General features: G+C 68.7%; 15 protein-coding genes, 3 pseudogenes and 1 riboswitch. Of the genes and pseudogenes, 11 read left to right on the plus strand and 7 right to left on the minus strand.

Annotated features, from left to right (window positions below; all coding sequences use genetic code 11):
- Positions 1–83: 83 nt before the first annotated feature.
- Positions 84–602 (minus strand): ISL3 family transposase, encoded by a 519-nt coding sequence (locus ACWDA7_RS42205; protein WP_450612071.1) that lies wholly within the window; start codon positions 600–602, stop codon positions 84–86.
- Positions 603–623: 21 nt separating this feature from the next.
- On the opposite strand from ACWDA7_RS42205, the gene ACWDA7_RS42210 reads away from it, so the two are divergent.
- Positions 624–773: a hypothetical protein gene (locus tag ACWDA7_RS42210; protein ID WP_450612073.1), complete on the plus strand. Its 150-nt coding sequence runs from the start codon at positions 624–626 to the stop codon at positions 771–773.
- 545 nt (positions 774–1,318) lie between these two features.
- Positions 1,319–1,534: pseudogene (locus tag ACWDA7_RS42215) on the plus strand (integrase core domain-containing protein); the annotation flags it as partial.
- Positions 1,535–1,798: 264 nt separating this feature from the next.
- Here the strand turns inward: ACWDA7_RS42215 and katG are convergent.
- Positions 1,799–3,988 carry a catalase/peroxidase HPI gene (gene katG / locus ACWDA7_RS42220; RefSeq protein WP_450612075.1) on the minus strand — a complete coding sequence of 730 codons (2,190 nt, stop codon included), beginning with the start codon at positions 3,986–3,988 and terminating at the stop codon, positions 1,799–1,801.
- Positions 3,989–4,284: 296 nt separating this feature from the next.
- A pseudogene (locus ACWDA7_RS42225) lies at positions 4,285–5,546 on the minus strand (TIGR02679 family protein).
- A gap of 140 nt (positions 5,547–5,686) precedes the next feature.
- Between ACWDA7_RS42225 and ACWDA7_RS42230 the strand changes: the two are divergent.
- Positions 5,687–5,920 carry a hypothetical protein gene (locus ACWDA7_RS42230; protein WP_450612097.1) on the plus strand — a complete coding sequence of 78 codons (234 nt, stop codon included), beginning with the start codon at positions 5,687–5,689 and terminating at the stop codon, positions 5,918–5,920.
- A gap of 148 nt (positions 5,921–6,068) precedes the next feature.
- Here the strand turns inward: ACWDA7_RS42230 and ACWDA7_RS42235 are convergent, their stop codons facing one another.
- Positions 6,069–6,314: a hypothetical protein gene (locus ACWDA7_RS42235; protein WP_450612077.1), complete on the minus strand. Its 246-nt coding sequence runs from the start codon at positions 6,312–6,314 to the stop codon at positions 6,069–6,071.
- A 474-nt stretch (positions 6,315–6,788) separates the two neighbouring features.
- Here ACWDA7_RS42235 and ACWDA7_RS42240 point away from each other — a divergent pair, with 474 nt between their 5' ends.
- The 6 genes from ACWDA7_RS42240 (at position 6,789) to ACWDA7_RS42265 (ending at position 10,433) form a co-directional block, all read left to right on the plus strand.
- A complete protein-coding gene (locus ACWDA7_RS42240; protein ID WP_450612079.1) occupies positions 6,789–7,070 on the plus strand; it encodes a hypothetical protein in 282 nt (93 codons plus the stop codon).
- Positions 7,067–7,369 carry an integrase core domain-containing protein gene (locus ACWDA7_RS42245; RefSeq protein ID WP_450612081.1) on the plus strand — a complete coding sequence of 101 codons (303 nt, stop codon included), beginning with the start codon at positions 7,067–7,069 and terminating at the stop codon, positions 7,367–7,369. Before ACWDA7_RS42240 ends, ACWDA7_RS42245 begins: the two co-directional genes overlap by 4 nt.
- An 80-nt stretch (positions 7,370–7,449) precedes the next feature.
- Positions 7,450–7,716 carry a hypothetical protein gene (locus ACWDA7_RS42250; RefSeq protein WP_450612083.1) on the plus strand — a complete coding sequence of 89 codons (267 nt, stop codon included), beginning with the start codon at positions 7,450–7,452 and terminating at the stop codon, positions 7,714–7,716.
- 100 nt (positions 7,717–7,816) lie between these two features.
- Positions 7,817–8,443 carry a DUF2461 family protein gene (locus ACWDA7_RS42255; protein WP_450612085.1) on the plus strand — a complete coding sequence of 209 codons (627 nt, stop codon included), beginning with the start codon at positions 7,817–7,819 and terminating at the stop codon, positions 8,441–8,443.
- Positions 8,444–8,807: 364 nt separating this feature from the next.
- Positions 8,808–8,875: riboswitch (guanidine-III (ykkC-III) riboswitch) on the plus strand.
- An 11-nt stretch (positions 8,876–8,886) separates the two neighbouring features.
- Positions 8,887–9,765 carry an MBL fold metallo-hydrolase gene (locus ACWDA7_RS42260; protein WP_450612087.1) on the plus strand — a complete coding sequence of 293 codons (879 nt, stop codon included), beginning with the start codon at positions 8,887–8,889 and terminating at the stop codon, positions 9,763–9,765.
- A 422-nt stretch (positions 9,766–10,187) separates the two neighbouring features.
- Positions 10,188–10,433, plus strand: coding sequence for a hypothetical protein (locus ACWDA7_RS42265; RefSeq protein WP_450612088.1), 246 nt, complete (start codon positions 10,188–10,190; stop codon positions 10,431–10,433).
- A gap of 74 nt (positions 10,434–10,507) precedes the next feature.
- On the opposite strand, the gene ACWDA7_RS42270 is transcribed toward ACWDA7_RS42265, so the two are convergent.
- Complete coding sequence (locus ACWDA7_RS42270) at positions 10,508–11,758, minus strand: MFS transporter (RefSeq protein ID WP_450612090.1); 1,251 nt, start codon at positions 11,756–11,758, stop codon at positions 10,508–10,510.
- 87 nt (positions 11,759–11,845) lie between these two features.
- On the opposite strand from ACWDA7_RS42270, the gene ACWDA7_RS42275 reads away from it, so the two are divergent.
- Positions 11,846–12,973: a winged helix-turn-helix domain-containing protein gene (locus tag ACWDA7_RS42275; RefSeq protein WP_450612092.1), complete on the plus strand. Its 1,128-nt coding sequence runs from the start codon at positions 11,846–11,848 to the stop codon at positions 12,971–12,973.
- Positions 12,974–13,629: 656 nt separating this feature from the next.
- Here ACWDA7_RS42275 and recO read toward each other — a convergent pair.
- Positions 13,630–13,785, minus strand: a pseudogene (recO, locus tag ACWDA7_RS42280) (DNA repair protein RecO); the annotation flags it as partial.
- Positions 13,786–13,807: 22 nt separating this feature from the next.
- Positions 13,808–14,362, minus strand: coding sequence for a DUF1266 domain-containing protein (locus tag ACWDA7_RS42285; RefSeq protein ID WP_450612094.1), 555 nt, complete (start codon positions 14,360–14,362; stop codon positions 13,808–13,810).
- Positions 14,363–14,875: 513 nt separating this feature from the next.
- Here ACWDA7_RS42285 and ACWDA7_RS42290 point away from each other — a divergent pair.
- Positions 14,876–14,951 (plus strand): helix-turn-helix domain-containing protein (locus ACWDA7_RS42290; RefSeq protein ID WP_450612096.1); only part of this gene is annotated, 76 nt, incomplete at its 3' end.

Raw genomic sequence — 14,951 nt, forward strand, 5'->3', positions numbered from 1 at the left:
ACGCGGGAGACCAGTGCATCCACCACCGTTCGGGATGCGCCAGTTGACCAGGACTGGGTACAAGACTCACTCCTGCTCACTGACTAGGAACGGTTCTTCCACAGCGCGAAGCGGGAGTCCTTCAACGCCCTGGCGGTGGCGGCATCCCGCGCCTGGGGGCGGGCCCGGTTCCGCGCCGCGCGGCGCTCAGCGTCCAGCGCTTCGGTGGCCCAGGCGACGACGTGGAACGGATCCATGGCGCGTAGCGCCCGTGGGGCATGCGCGGCGGCAGTGTCGGCGATCCACTGAGCGCCGTCGGCGGATACGTGTGTCAGCTTCGCGCTCCGCTTTGGGCCGAGTTTGGCGAAGAACGCCTCCAGGACTGCGCGGCCGTGGCCGTCGGCCATCCACACCACCTGCCGGGTGTGATGGTCGAGGACCACGGTCATGCACTTCTGCCTCTTGCGGTAGGAGATCTCGTCGACACCGATCTGGCGCAGGCCCGACAGTCGGTCGAGGCCGGTGTCCCGGTCGGCGACGAACCGCTCGACGATCGTGTCCCGCTCGGAAATACGATTCCGGATCTGGCCTGCAGCTTCTTCGCGCGGGGCGACGGTCTCCACGGCGCCTGGGATGATTCTTCGATGCTGTTGTCCATCGTCACCGCGCTGGTCCGAAATCTGATCACGGTGCCGACGGGCATCCTGCGTAGCCGCGTGGCTAAGGATGCGGAGGTGTTGGCGCTGCGGCACGAGAACGCGGTGCTGCTTTCAGATCGCCCGGGTCCGCTGTGAGCCCGCTGACCGCATCTGGCTCGCCGTGCTCTCCCGGCTGGTCCCGCGCGCGGTGGCGCCAGGCCTTCGCGGTCACGCCCGCGACGTTGCTGGCCTGGCACCGGCGACTGGTCGCCGGGACGTGGACATTCCCCCGGCACCGCCGCCCGGGCCGGCCGTCCACCGCATCCACCGTCAAGCAGCTGATCCTGCGTCTGGCGCGGGAGAACGGCGCCTGGGGCCACCGGCGCATGCAAGGCGAGCTCGCCTGCCTTGGTTACCCGATCGCCCCGTCCTCGGTCTGGCAGATTCTGCACGCCGCCGGCATCGATCCCGCCCCACAGCGCTCCGGCCCAACCTGGCGTCAGTTCCTCACCGTCCAGGCGCACGGCATCATTGCCGCCGATTTCCTGCACCTCGACGCCGTGGCGCTCAAGCGCGTGTACGCCCTGGTCTTCATCGTGCACGACATCCGGAGCCTCCATCTCGCCGGTGTCACCGCCCACCCCACCGCCGAGTGGAGGGTCCAGCAGGCCAGGAACCTCGGCATGGCGCTGGGGTGCCGCATGGACTTGCTGCGCTTCCTCCTGCGGGACCGGGACAGCAAGTACACCGACGCCTTCGACGCCGTCTTCCAGGCCGACGACGTGGAGATCCTGCTCAGCCCGTCCCGAGCACCGAGAGCGAACGCGATCTGCGAGCGAGCCGTGGGCACCCTACGCCGCGAGATCCTCGACCGGATCTTGATCTACAACGAGGCCCACGCCCGAGTGGCCCTGGCCGAGTACATCCGGCACTACAACAGGCACCGGCCCCACCAGGCTCGGCGGCAACTACCCCCGAACCACGCCGAACCACCCACCCCCGCCACCGACTTCCAGGCCCACCGCCCTGACGTAGACCTGTACTTCGGAACTCACCCCCCACGGGCGGACCGTCGGCGTCGTACCGCCCGACATCTGGTCCGACCCCGACAACACGGAGTCTCAGGGCTCAGATCTGGGAGCGTCATGAATCAGGTGTGTGGCCGACTGGGATATTCGGGCTCAGGCGAGATCGAACCGATCGAGGTTCATCACCTTGTCCCACGCTGTCACGAAGTCACGCACGAACTTCTCTCCCGCGTCTTGAGATGCGTAGACCTCCGAGATGGCTCGGAGCTGGGAGTGTGAACCGAAGATGAGATCGACGGCGGTGGCGGTCCACTTGACCTCGCCTGTGGCGCGATCCCGGCCATCGAACACATTGTCAGCAGAGGCCGATGCCTTCCACTCCGTGCCCATGTCGAGGAGGTTGACGAAGAAGTCGTTGGTCAGTGTTTCCGGCCGGTCGGTGAAGAGGCCGTGGGGGGATCGCTGGAAGCCGGTGTTCAGGGCCCGCATGCCGCCGATCAGAACCGTCATCTCGGGAGCGGTCAGTGTCAGCAGGTTGGCGCGGTCCAGCAGGAGAGTCTCCGGCGACAGCTTCTCTCCCGCGCGGAGGTAGTTGCGGAACCCGTCGGCCCTGGGTTCGAGCACGGCGAACGACTCCACGTCGGTCTGCTCCTGCGAGGCGTCGGTGCGCCCCGGTGCGAACGGGACCGTGATGGCGTGCCCGGCGTTCTTCCCGGCTTGCTCGACGGCCGCACACCCGCCCAGGACGATCAAGTCAGCGAGCGAGACCTTCGTTCCGCCGGCCTGCGAGCCGTTGAAGTCCAGCCGGATCTGCTCGAGGGTCCGCACCACCTCGGTCACCTCGGGCAGGTCGTTGACTTCCCAACCCCGTTGCGGCTCGAGCCGAATCCGTGCCCCGTTGGCCCCGCCGCGTTTGTCGGTGGCGCGGAAGCTCGCCGCCGACGCCCAGGCGGTGGTGACCAGCTGGGAGATGGACAGTCCCGAGGCGAGGATCCTGGCCTTGAGAGTGGCGATGTCCTCGTCCGCGACCAGTTCATGATCGACCTCGGGGACGGGATCCTGCCATAGCTGAGGCTCGGGAACCCACGGGCCGAGGTAACGCGAGCGGGGTCCCATGTCGCGGTGCAGCAGTTTGTACCACGCCTTGCTGAACGCGACCGCGAGTTCGTCCGGGTTCTCGTGGAAGTGCTTCGCGATGGGCGCATAGACCGGATCGACCTTCAGCGCGAGGTCCGTCGTCAGCATCATGGGAGCGTGCCTCTTCGACGGATCATGAGCATCAGGCACAGTGCTCTTGGCCGCCGGATCCGTGGGAGTCCACTGCTTCGCACCGGCGGGGCTCGTCGTCAGCTCCCAGTCGTACCTGAACAAGTTGTCCAGGTATCCGTTGTCCCACTTCGTCGGCTCGGTGGTCCATGCGCCCTCAAGCCCACTGGTCAGCGCGTCGGCGCCCTTGCCGCTGCCGTAGGTGTTCCTCCAGCCGAGGCCTTGCTGCTCCATGGGGCTGGCCTCGGGCTCCGGGCCGATGTACTGGGCATCGACCGCGCCATGACACTTGCCGAACGTATGGCCGCCGACGATGAGCGCAAGCGTCTCCTCGTCATTCATCGCCATACGCCCGAATGTCTCGCGAATGTCCCTGGCGGCAGCCATCGGATCCGGGTTACCGTTGGGCCCCTCCGGATTGACGTAGATCAGTCCCATCTGCACGGCACCGAAAGGACCGGCGAGTTCCCTGTCGCCGCTGTAACGCTCATCTCCGAGCCATGTATCCTCGGGCCCCCAGAAGATTTCCTCGGGCTCCCAGATGTCCTCTCGCCCGAAGCCGAACCCGAAGGTCTTGAACCCCATCGATTCCATGGCACAGTTGCCGGTGAAGATCAGAAGGTCGGCCCAGGAGATTTTCCGGCCGTACTTCTGCTTGACCGGCCAGAGCAAACGGCGCGCCTTGTCGAGGCTCGCATTGTCCGGCCAACTGTTGAGGGGGGCAAATCGCTGAGCGCCCGTGCCGCCACCGCCCCGGCCATCGGCGACGCGGTACGTTCCCGCGGCATGCCAACTCATCCGAATGAAGAGCGGCCCGTAGTGGCCGTAGTCGGCAGGCCACCAGTCCTGCGACGCCGTCATCACCGCGAAGATGTCCTGTTTGAGCGCGTCGAGGTCGAGGGTGGCGAATTCTTCGGCGTAGTTGAAGTCCTCGCCGATCGGATTGGACCGGGGACAGTGCTGATGGAGAACCTGAAGGTCCAGCTGATTCGGCCACCAGTCCCGATTCGTCTTGGGTCGGGTCGGCGTGGCGGCCGGGGAGGAGATTACTGGGTTCTCGCTTTCGCTGCGGGACACGTCCGTCCTTCTTTCTGTCTCGATGTTTCCTTCTGCTGGCCGCTTGCTCTAGACGTTGGTGGCTTTGCTGGTGTCGCTGCGACCTGCACTCGTGGCGCGCCATGGCGCCCGCCGGCTGGAAACGCCTGACCAGACCCGCGGCAGTGAAGGCGAGGCCGGCAGCCAGCGAGAACCCTTCCTCACGCCCGACGCCGATGATCGAGCCCGTGTCGGCGTCCGTATGGTCGCGCACCACAGAGCGCATCGCTACGAGAACACGCAGTGCACCCGACTGAAGTCGTTTGGGCGTACCGCTGTCAGCAGGTGAGGTCGCCGAGCAGCAGGTCCAGGACCATCTCTTCTTCAACGCGTACGCCGAGTTCCGTCAGGGCGGGGCGCAGGTCCGGGTCCCAGGGGGCGGTGGTGGGGGCGCCGGTCAGGGGCGGGGCCAGGGGAGTGGCGGCGGCAGCGGTGCGGTAGTCGGCGGCCGTGTAGCGCCAGGGCTGCCAGGGGACGCGGTGCAGCAGGGCGGCGGCGATGCCCAGGCCGCCCCAGTCGAAGTCGCCGTGGTAGCGCAGCGTGGTGCCGTGGGCGTGCAGGTGGCGGAGCAGCGTGAGGGCGGCGGCCGAGGGCTGGCCTTGGAGGCACACCAGGGGCGGGCAGGCGGGGCCGTGGGTGTCGGCGGCGGTGGCCAGGACGGTGGGGTTCTCGCACACGTACATCGCGGTCGGGGCTGTGCGCGGCGGGGTGCGGGTGAGCTGGCGCAGGGTCAGGACTTCCGGTTCGCCAGTCTGGGCGAGAGCGTCCAGGGCGGGGGTGCCGGTGAGGCCCAGGGTGAGCACGGTGGAGGAGAGGGCGTCCTTGAGGAGTCCGGCCGAGGCCCACGCCTCGCGGCGCCACTCGGCGCCGGTGCCGTCCGGGAAGTCGGTCAGGGCACGGACGCCGGAGAGGACGAGGGTGGCGAGCGGCGTGCCATCGTCGAGGGCGTGGGCGTCGCCGAGGGTGCGGGTCGCGAAGGCGGCGAGGGACGCAGGCGGGTGGGCGTGCAGTTCGTGCAGGGCTGTGGCGGTGGAGGTGAGCAGGTCCCGTGCGGAGTGCGGGCGAGGCGCCGTACCAGGCCGTCGCGCACTTGGTTGGCCCAGGAGGTCAGTTCGGGGCGCAGGCCGGCGAGTGGCGCGCAGGCCTCACGCCACGCGTTCGCCTCTTGTTCGCGGACGTCGGCGAGCCGGGCGACGGGCCCGGTGAGGGCGGTGACGGCGGTGGCCAGTCCGTCGGGTGCGGCGCCGGAGCGACGCAAGACGGCGTCCACCGCCTCCAGCCGGACGCTCAGCGAGCGTCCGGTGCCCGGGGCGCGGCCGGCGTCGGCCGCGGCGAGCGCGCGCGTGGGCGTCGCGCAGGGCGGCGTCGTCGGGGACGGAGGCCAGTTCAGCGTCCAGGACGCGGCGCCGATCGGCCACCCGGTCCCCCTCGGCCTCCAGCTGCGCCGATTCGCCCGCCACGTCGTCCAGTTCGTCGCGCAGGGCGGCGATCCGGGCTCGGCGGGCCTCCTCGCGGGCGGTGCGATCACGCCACCTCCCACGGCGCCCGCACTCGGGCTGCAGTCCTTCGCCCGGCAGCCCGACAGCCCGGCAGCCCGGCCGCTGGGAGCAGGAGCGATCCCGGGCCCGGCGCACCGGTCACCGCTGTTGCGGTACCCGGTGCACGCGGACGTGCGAGCCCGTGCTGATCCGCGAGCGGACCCACTGGGGATTCGTGGACCGGACCGTCGCCGCAGACAGCCGCCCGCCCGAGCGGCCCTACCGCATCGGCGTCCTCATACTTGCGGCCACCCGTGTACAGCGTCTCGCGCTGCGCTGTCTGACCCGACGCCCTGCACAGCGCGAGACGACACCGTCGTATCTGAAGAGGGCGATGACCCCGCCTGTGGAGAGGACCGTCGCCGCGGAGACGTAATCCCCCGGCAATGGCAAGGCCGTCACCTCGTCCACGCCCTCGCATGGCACAAGCCTGCCGAGCGAGGTCAGCGGCCTCGGCGTGACCGTCTGACCGGTGGGCAGACGGCGGCCCCGTCCTGCTGGGCGGGGCCACGGCGGGCGTGGGATCAGGGTGAACCAGCAGGAGGCTCCTCTGCTTCTTCGGCGGGGGTCTCGGCTTCCTCGGTTGCGGGGGTTTCCTCTGCTTCTTCGGCGGGGGTCTCGGCTTCCTCGGTTGCGGGGGTTTCCTCTGCTTCCTCGGCGGGGGCTTCGGCTTCCTCGGTCACGGGGGTTTCGGGTGTCGCTGCCTCTGCTGTTTCGGCGGTGGTCTCGGTCTCCTCGGGTGCGGGAGGCTCTTGCTCGATGTCGCTCATGTGTTCACCTCCTTCCGTCACTGGCGATGCGGGAAGGACGTGGGCCATCACGCGGGCTGGGCAACCAGCACGTTGAGAAAATGACGGCGGCAATTGCCTATTAGGAAATTTACTGCTCCTGGATCGTCTGTCCAGAGAGTTCCTCTGACGATCTTTTGGAGTTCAGGGCGTGTGCGCTTCGGCTGCAGGGCCGCGCCGCAGGTTCATCGCGGCGAGGTGGGACTGCAGCACGCGGCGTGCTCGTACCGGGCGACCGCCGACCAAGGCGGCACTCAAGAATTTGATCCTGCGACTGGCTCGGGAAAACGCAAGGTGGGGTCAGAGGCGCATCCAGGGCGAGCCGGCCCGGCACAGCCACCCCATCGCCGCAGCCACGGTGTGCGAGATCCTCCACGCCGCGGGCAGCAGCCAGCCCCGCGCCGCACAGGCCCGACGCGGTGGGAGTTCCTCACGAACCAGGCCCACGGGATCCTCGTGGTCGACTTCTTCCACATCGACACCGTGCTCGGCCGGCGGCTGTACGCGCTGGCGTTCCTCGAACATGGCACCCGGCGCCTGCACATCACCGCCCACCCCACCCGAGACTGGGCCGTGCGGCAGGCCCGGAACGCGGCAACCGACCTGGGCGCGCGCATGGAATCCTTGCGCTTTCTGCTACGGGATCGGGACGACACGTACGGCGCTGCCTTCGACGCCGTTTTCCAGGCCGAAGAGAGGGAGACCCCCTCAAGAATGCGCCGCGAGCTTCCCGGATGAACGCCCCCTGCGAGAGGGTCATCGGCAGCATTCGGCGCGCGGCTTTCGACCACGTCCTCATCATCAACGAGGCTCACGCCCGGCAGATCCTGGCCGCCTACCAGCAGCACTACAACGAACACGGCCCCCACCGGGCCCGGAACCGGCCACCGCCCAGCGCCCACGAGCAGCCCGCCACCGTACACAACCTCCACACGCGCAAACCCATGCGCACGCGCGTCCTTGGCGGCGTCATCAACGAGTACAGATACACAGCCTTACCTGCAGCGACGACTTTCCGAGCCCCACAGGACGGATAGTCATGCGCGATGCCATGGTCAACGCTTCTCCCGCGGTCTGGTCACGCAGGCTGTCGGTGGCGGCTGCGACCCTGTGAGGCATGGATGAGCTGGAGTTCATGCGGGGCCGGGTCTACGGGGCCGACCACGAGGACGCCGGGCCGCGACAGGGACGCATGTATGTGGAGCTGGTGGGCGGCCCGCTGGACGGCCTGCTCCTGGACATCACAGGCCGGCCCGACCACGAGCTGAACGAAGGCGTCGCCTTGACCACGGAGATAGGCCGGTATGGCCCTGGCGGCCGCGCCCTCTACGCCCCGAGGTCGAGGGACAGGCACAGGTTCGACTGGCGCGGAGACAGTCCCTGACCCGCCCTGACTGGCCGTGATCGGCCCGACCGGGTCGCTCCGAACCGGCGTTGCAACAATCCCGCGGTATTGAAAGATCATAGGGTAGGAGTTGACGTGTATGTCGAGGAAGTTCACCGGTTGGGACGAATCGGCGTTCGATATTTTGTTGCGTCTCGATGGTGAGCCGTCGCAAGAGGTGATGCGCGAGATTCGCAAGGAACGCGAACGTCTCGTGCGACAACCGATGGTCTCGCTGCTCCATGACTTGGCGTGGGCGGATCCCGCGTTTGAGGACCATTCGGTGTGGCGGTATGGGAAGACGCCGTGGTGGTGGCAGAACCAGTCCGCTGTGGCGCGCATCGCCCGGAACATCGAGGTGGGGTTGCGCTTCAATCTGGACGGCCTGCACATTCAGGGTGCGTGGTGGTACGCCGACTCCGATCAGATCAGTAGGTTCAGGGCGGCGGTCGCCGCTGAGGGAAGCGGCTCCGTATTGGGCGATGTGTTGGCGGAACTACGCTGCAAAGGGTTCGAGATCACCGGGGACATTCTGAAGCGTGGGCCCCGGGAGTACCCTGCCGACCATCCTCGAGCAGCATTGTTGCGCCATCGATCGCTACGTGCCGTGCGACACCTCGGCTGTGACGAATGGTCGCAGACGTCGGAGGCCTTCGATCAGGTGTTGGCCGCACACGAAGAACTCAGACCACTGCTCAGCTGGCTGACCGACCACGTCGCCGCTTGAGGTCCTGGTGGTGTGACCCCGGGACGGCTGCGAGGTGATCACCAGGTTCCCGGCTGAGGACCTGCTCGTCACCGGGGCGCGCTACCTGGCTGTCAGTGCCGGTCGCGCCAGTGCTGGTGAGCAGTATCCCTGCCGGGGAGTCGAGGACGTGGTGGTCGGCTGCAGCAGTCGTCTGCGGGAGTGGCGGTGACGAGATCCACTGCATTGCGGGGGCGTGTGCTGAAGAGCGTGGCGTTGCTGCTGTTCGAGCAGCCCCTGTGTCGGGGTTGTTGCCGGGGCGGATGATGCCGGGCGGGATGGGGGCTGGCGGCTTTGCTGATTCACCGGGCGGCAAGGCGTGGATCAGTCTCGTGGTAGCGTCGCGGCAAAGGCTCGTAGGTGCCCGTCCCGGACGAGATGTGCGCCGTACCTGGCCTGCCAAGACGACGCGCTGTGGAGGCGTCATGACTGCAGGCACATCCTTCATCGATTTCGACAGCCCGGCTCCCCAGCCTCGCGCGTTGGATGTCCGCTGGATTCACGGCTCACCGTCGTCCAAGCACAACACTGACCCGGATGTCCAGGTCTACGCGTACGACGAGCACACGGTCATCCTGCGGCAGAACATGGCGATCGACTACGAAGCGCCGTTCCTGTTCCTGCTGTTCGGCAATACACGGGCGGTGCTGATCGACACCGGAGCCACCGCGTCCGCCGAGTTCTTCCCCTTGCGTCAGGTGGTGGACGAGCTCGTCGACGGCTGGCTGGCCCGTCACCCCCGGCGGGGGTATCACCTGCTGGTACTGCACACCCACGCCCACGACGACCACATCGCGGGCGACGGCCAGTTCACCGACCGCCCCGACACCACGGTAGTGAGCGCCGACCTGGCCAACGCCTGGAAGTATTTCGGATTCGACGAGAACCCCGCCGCCGTGGCGGGGGTCGATCTGGGAGGGCGCAGGCTCGAGTGCCTGGCCACCCCCGGGCACCACGAGGCAGCCGTGACGTTCTATGACCCGTGGACCGGGTTCCTGCTCACCGGCGACACGGTCTACCCCGGCCGGCTCTACGTCCAGGACTGGTCCGCTTTCGCCCGGACCATCGACCGCCTGATCGACCTCTGCGGACATAGGCCGGTCACCCACGTCCTGGGCTGCCACATCGAGATGACTACCGAACCGTGCGTGGACTATCCGGTCCGTACCACCTACCAACCCCACGAACCCCCACTGCAGATGACCACCGGGCACCTCCGCGAGATCCGCACCGCGCTCGACGAGATCGGCGACCAGCCCCGCCGACTCGCTCGCCCCCTCTTCGTCATCTGCCCACAGGACTGAGCCCTGCCCCAGAAGTACCGCCGGCTTGGCCGTAGGGAAAGGCCTGGCGTTGGTAGGTGTGAAGCCTCAGGGAGGACAGGTCTGCGAAGATCACGTCCGGGACAACCAAGGGCTGCCCGTTGCTCACCTGTGCTGCCGTGCTCGACGTCCTGTGCCCTGTCGTGGAGAGGCTGCTCGCCGCACACCGCCGCCGCATCGGCACCCCGGCGCCGATCGCGCGCCCTGGGCCCGTTTGGCAGGCGGTGCTGGTAACTGCGCTGGTTTGGCGACGAGTCCTGTGTGCACTGCCTGGCCCGCGACGCGGGCGTCTCGCGGCCCACCGGCTCCCGCTACCTGTACGAGGCGTCGACGTCCTCGCCGAGCAGGCACCCGAACTGCACGACGTGCTCGACCGCTGCCACCGCGAGGGCAGGAGGCATCTGGTGCTGGACGGCACGCTGATCGAGTCCGACCGCGTGGCCGGCACCCATCTGAGCGCTGACGGCCGGGAGGTGGACACCTGGTACTGCGGCAAACCCAAGGCTTTCGGAGCGAACGTGCCGGCCCTGTACAAGGCGGTGCCGACGGGCTTCCCACTCTGGCCGACGCCGGTTACCAGGGCGCCGGCATCGGCATCCACCCCCCTTCAAGAAGCCCGTTGGAAGCTCCCACCTGCGGCTTCATGCTGACACTCGCGCCTACCGCACGCGGTGCCCTTGGACGGTGGTCCGGGTGAGGGCCGATATTGGCGAGCAGGTTGGGTTCAGCCGGTTTGGGTTGTGGTGGGCTTGGTGGGCCGCCAGCTGAAGATCCATGCTGCGGTCAGCAGCGCACCGATCCCGGCCAGGGCCATCGCGTCGCCGGTGCCGCTCACGGCGGCGAATGCGCCCATGCAGATTGGGCCGAGGCCCTGCAGTGTCATGTTGCCGGAGCCCAGTAGGCCGAACGCCTGGCCCTGGCCCTGTTCGGGGAGGGCGGTCAGGAACTCGCGTTGCAGACCGAGGCCGTAGGCGAAGCCGCAGCCGGCGAGCAGGAGCAGTGCGGCGGAGAGTGGGCGGCCCGGGTTGCCGGCGAAGCCGATCAGCGGCAGGCCCATCAGGGCGATGAGCGGGATCACTATGCGTTCCCGTGTGGTTGGGCGTAGCCACCGTCCTACGATGAGGTCGCCCAGCAGCATGCCGACCGGTAGGCAGGCCATCAGCACGGCGTAGGAGCCGGGAGCAAAGTCGTGACTGCCGGCGTAGGCGATGATCAGCCCCTCGGCTCCGGCGATGAACGCGCTCGGGAGCCACTGCGCGAACAGCAGTCGTCGGACCGGGCGGTGGCGCAGGAGTGCGACCGTGCCACGGAGGCTGTCGCGCATCGCACCGCCTGCCGCGCTTTTTCCCGCTGTTGGTTTTGCCGCGAGTCGTGGCAGCTGCAGTCGGACCGCTACCGCGCAGAGCAGGTGCATCGCGGCCCCCACTGCCAATGCCGCGCGGGGGCCTAGCGCTGCGACGACGGCGCCGCCGAGCATCAGGCCGAAGAGCTGCGCGCCGCTGGAGGCCATGTTGTTGAGCGAGCGTCCCAGCACGTAGGCGTCGCCGTTCAGCCAGCGGGCGACAAGCTGCCCGGAGGCGCCGCTGAACGCCGGGGTCGCCAGGGCAACCGCGGAGACAACGGCGAGGCCCGCCGCGATCGGCATCCGCACCAGGGCGAGCAGGGCCGCCGCCACGCCCTCCAGTAGGTAGCCGGCGGCGATCAGTGCCCGGGGCGGGAGCCGGTCGGCCAGTGAGCCGAGCAGCAGCGAGCCGAAGAGCTGCGGCAGGAATCCCGCACCGAAGGCCAGCGCGCTGAGTACCGCGGAACCGGTACCCGCGAAAACCAGCGCGGAGTAGGTGGCGATGCGCAGCGAGTCTGCGGTCACACCCACCGTCCGGGTCAGGAAGAGCAGCCGGAAGCGCGGCTCGGCGAGCACCTGGCGGTAGGTCGTACGCGGCGTCGTGGCCGCGGGCGCAGGGGATGCGGTGGTCATGCGCAGCAGCGTCATGGAAACGCGGGCATTGAGCGAGAGATTCGCCCGAGGACGTAAGGTCATGCCCGAGCCGTCTACGCTGGAGGTGTGCTCCGCTTCACCGCCACCGCCGAGGACCTGCTGCGCAGCCGGTTCGCGCTCTCGCCGGCCTTCGAGCTGTGTGGGCTGCTGCGCCGTCTGAGCGGCCGGGACGCGGCGCTGCCGGCCCACTGGGCGGCGCGACTGGCCCCGGGCTTTGCGCGGCTGCGCCGCGAGACATCGCTGGACGCGGTACTGGCTCTGCATACCAGCGGGGCCGGTGCCAACTTCGTTGCCCCGCCGCCGCGTGGACTCACCCAGAGCTGGGCCGATGATCTCGCGGCGATCCGGGCCACGCCGGCGGCTGTGGCGCGGGCGGAGATCGACGCCGTGCTGCGCGAGCAACCGGTTCGTGATCCACGGGTCCGTGAGCTGCTGGAGTTCGACCGGGTCGTGGACGTGGTCGCCGACGCGCTGGACCGCGCCTGGAACGAGCTGCTCGCCCCGGACTGGCCGCAGCTGCGGGCAGTCTGCGAACGCGACATCGTGCACCGGGTAGGCGTGATCGGCGAGCGCGGCTGGAAAGAGGCGATCGAGGGCCTTGAAGGAGGGCTGGTCTGGCAGGGCCAGCACCTGGCGATGCCTCTGCGTGCCACGCACGAGGACGTGAGTCTCGCGGGGGAGGGGTTGCTGCTGGTGCCTTCGGTGCTGATCTGGCCTGGCGTGGCGGCCTTCCACGAGGAGCCATGGCCAAAGGCCCTGATCTACCTGGCGCGTGGGACCTCCACCCTCTGGGAGCGGGCGACACCCGATGCCGACGCGCTGGCGGCGCTCGAGGCCCTGCTCGGACGCTCCCGGGCACGCCTGCTGGTGGAGTTGGGCGCGCCGGCCAGCACCAGCCAGCTCGCCCGCAGCCTCGCGATGGCCCCTGGCGCGGTGGGTGACCACCTCGCCGTGCTGCGCACGACCGGTCTGCTGGTACGCGCCCGATCCGGTCGCTCGGTGCTGTACCGGCGCACCGCGCTCGGGGATGCGCTGGTTGCTGGCGCGACACCAGTTGGGCCACCTCAGCAGGTTCCCGGCTGCTCGGGGTCGCCCCCTACGCTCTGCGTGGAGCAGGCGCCCCGGGTGGCCGACGCCAATGAGCACTACAACCCCCGGCCCCCAGCCGCGGCGCCGACCTCGGCCGGAAGATAGGCACGGCGACCGACTGTCGTGTCCGGCGGTCGAAGGCCGTCGCGCCGCGGCGGCGGAAGCGGCGGGGTGTGGGGCGGTGACACGGGCCGGGCCCGCCCCGGCCGCAGTGTGGTCCGCCTTGAGCGTCTTGGCCCCTCAACGACAGCTGCGCCCGCCTGAGCCATCGAGCAAGGACAAGGCCGGCCGCGCCTTCGACCGGTGGAGGCGGAAGGGGGAAGGTGCAGCGGGTTCCCCCGCGTCACGGCCACCCGGCGCGGTCGTCGTGCACATCTGGGACAGCCCCGACACGCCCGCCGGCGGAGCCGAACTGGACGTGTTCGAGGCACGGGTGGTGCTGCGGTCGACGGCTGGCGCGGCCGCCCGCACAGTGCGGTGGGAGCCTCTCACGTGCGCGCAGAGGTTTCGCGCAATGGCTGCCGGCGTCTCCAGCCCGACAGAGCAACTGACAGCCAGGGCGAGAACGTGCCTGCTGCTCGTGGCGCCCACGTGATGGTCTGCGGTGGAGTGTCAGTTGAACTTCGTCATCTGAGCGTCAGTGGCGCAGGCGCGGCGACTTGGTCGTTGGCGTTGACGGGTGATGCTCACCCGTTGCTGACTTTAGTGACGAAAGACCATGTCATTCTCACGCCGACCGCCAGCGAAGAACTGGGCGTCCGTTCCAGCCGGTCCCCGAACGTCGACTTGGTCCGGCGCGTTCCGCGGGCCACGGCGGGTACACGTCCGTGCACCTACGTGAGCAGCGTGATGATCCGGTCCGCCTCATCCAGCTTCTGGGTGCGCGGCACGATGCCGTTGTCGCGGAACAGAGTCATGGACCCGTTCTCGCGTACGGAGTCAGCGCGCGTGGTCGGGGTTGCTGATGGCGTCCCACGGTGCCAGGTTCCAGGGGCTGGCCCGGTTCGCCGGGTCGAGCAGCGCGCGCAGATGTGCCTCGGCAACGGCATGCGGGGCGGGAAGGTCCGCCTCCGACCGGCCCTGCAGCCCGTCCCGCCAGACCTTGCGCCCGAGCAGGTAGTGGTCGGCGTACTCGTGCCAGGAGGCGTACGTCCTCACGACCGTCGGCACGATGTTCTTCAGCGCGGTCCAGGCCTCGGCCTCGCTGATCATCTTGCTGCCGAAGCCGCGGCGGGTGATGTCGACGTACAGGGCCGCGTCCCAGGCCAGCGGCGCGACGCCGAGGAGCCGGTGGACCCGCGCCCGGTAGCCGGTGCGCGCCAGCGCGTCGAGTCGGCCGATCAGCTTCTCACGCGAGGTGATCTCCCAATGGCCGGCCAGCCACTGCCTGGCCGCGTCGTCGTCGATCCGGGTGAACGGGTACAGGGTGGTCCGCGAGGCGTCCCGGTCCCAGTTGACCGGCGCGCTCAGCGACACCATCCACAGCTGGTGCATCGTGAGCGGGTCGGGGTACCGGCGCTCTGCCCGCGGCCTTCTCCATCTCGTCAAGCTCCACAAGGCCATGGGCCCGCACACTACGTCATGCCATACGCACCGCTGCAGGGTCCCCGGATCCACTGCTTCAAGGAACCTCGCGCCGGCTGCGCGCGTTGGCGTACGCCGTCGCTGCGCTCAGGCGCTCCGCCGGAGTCGCGAGGCGCACGGCGTCCGGCTCCACGTCCCACTCTGATGGTCTGCGGGGGAGTGTCAGTTGAACTTCGTCATCTGAGCGTCAGTGGCGCAGGCGCGGCGACCTGGTCGTTGGCGTTGACGGGTGATGCTCACCCGTTGCTGACTTTAGTGACGAAAGACCATGTCATTCTCACGCCGACCGCCAGCCGCAGCCGGGGCCACGGACGGGTCCGGCGGCGGCGATAGGCTGCGGGTTGCCTGGACAACGGGGGGAACATGAACAGGCTCGCCAACTTCATTAGTTATCCGTAGTGTTGTGCATGTATGGTTGTATGCATGGAGTTGCTGCGCATGTCCAAGGCTGCGAAGCGTCTCGGGATACACCCGATGACGCTTCGCCAGTGGGCGTTGG

Source organism: Streptomyces sp. NPDC001156 (assembly GCF_053598275.1).

Bases quoted from the DNA above. Each gene is read 5' to 3' on its own strand.
- ACWDA7_RS42285 (WP_450612094.1), bottom strand. From the start codon at position 14,362: ATGCACCAGCTGTGGATGGTGTCGCTGAGCGCGCCGGTCAACTGGGAC.
- ACWDA7_RS42235 (WP_450612077.1), bottom strand. From the start codon at position 6,314: ATGAGCGACATCGAGCAAGAGCCTCCCGCACCCGAGGAGACCGAGACC.
- ACWDA7_RS42255 (WP_450612085.1), top strand. From the start codon at position 7,817: ATGTCGAGGAAGTTCACCGGTTGGGACGAATCGGCGTTCGATATTTTG.
- ACWDA7_RS42270 (WP_450612090.1), bottom strand. From the start codon at position 11,758: ATGACCACCGCATCCCCTGCGCCCGCGGCCACGACGCCGCGTACGACC.
- ACWDA7_RS42260 (WP_450612087.1), top strand. From the start codon at position 8,887: ATGACTGCAGGCACATCCTTCATCGATTTCGACAGCCCGGCTCCCCAG.
- ACWDA7_RS42210 (WP_450612073.1), top strand. From the start codon at position 624: ATGCTGTTGTCCATCGTCACCGCGCTGGTCCGAAATCTGATCACGGTG.
- ACWDA7_RS42250 (WP_450612083.1), top strand. From the start codon at position 7,450: ATGGATGAGCTGGAGTTCATGCGGGGCCGGGTCTACGGGGCCGACCAC.
- ACWDA7_RS42245 (WP_450612081.1), top strand. From the start codon at position 7,067: ATGAACGCCCCCTGCGAGAGGGTCATCGGCAGCATTCGGCGCGCGGCT.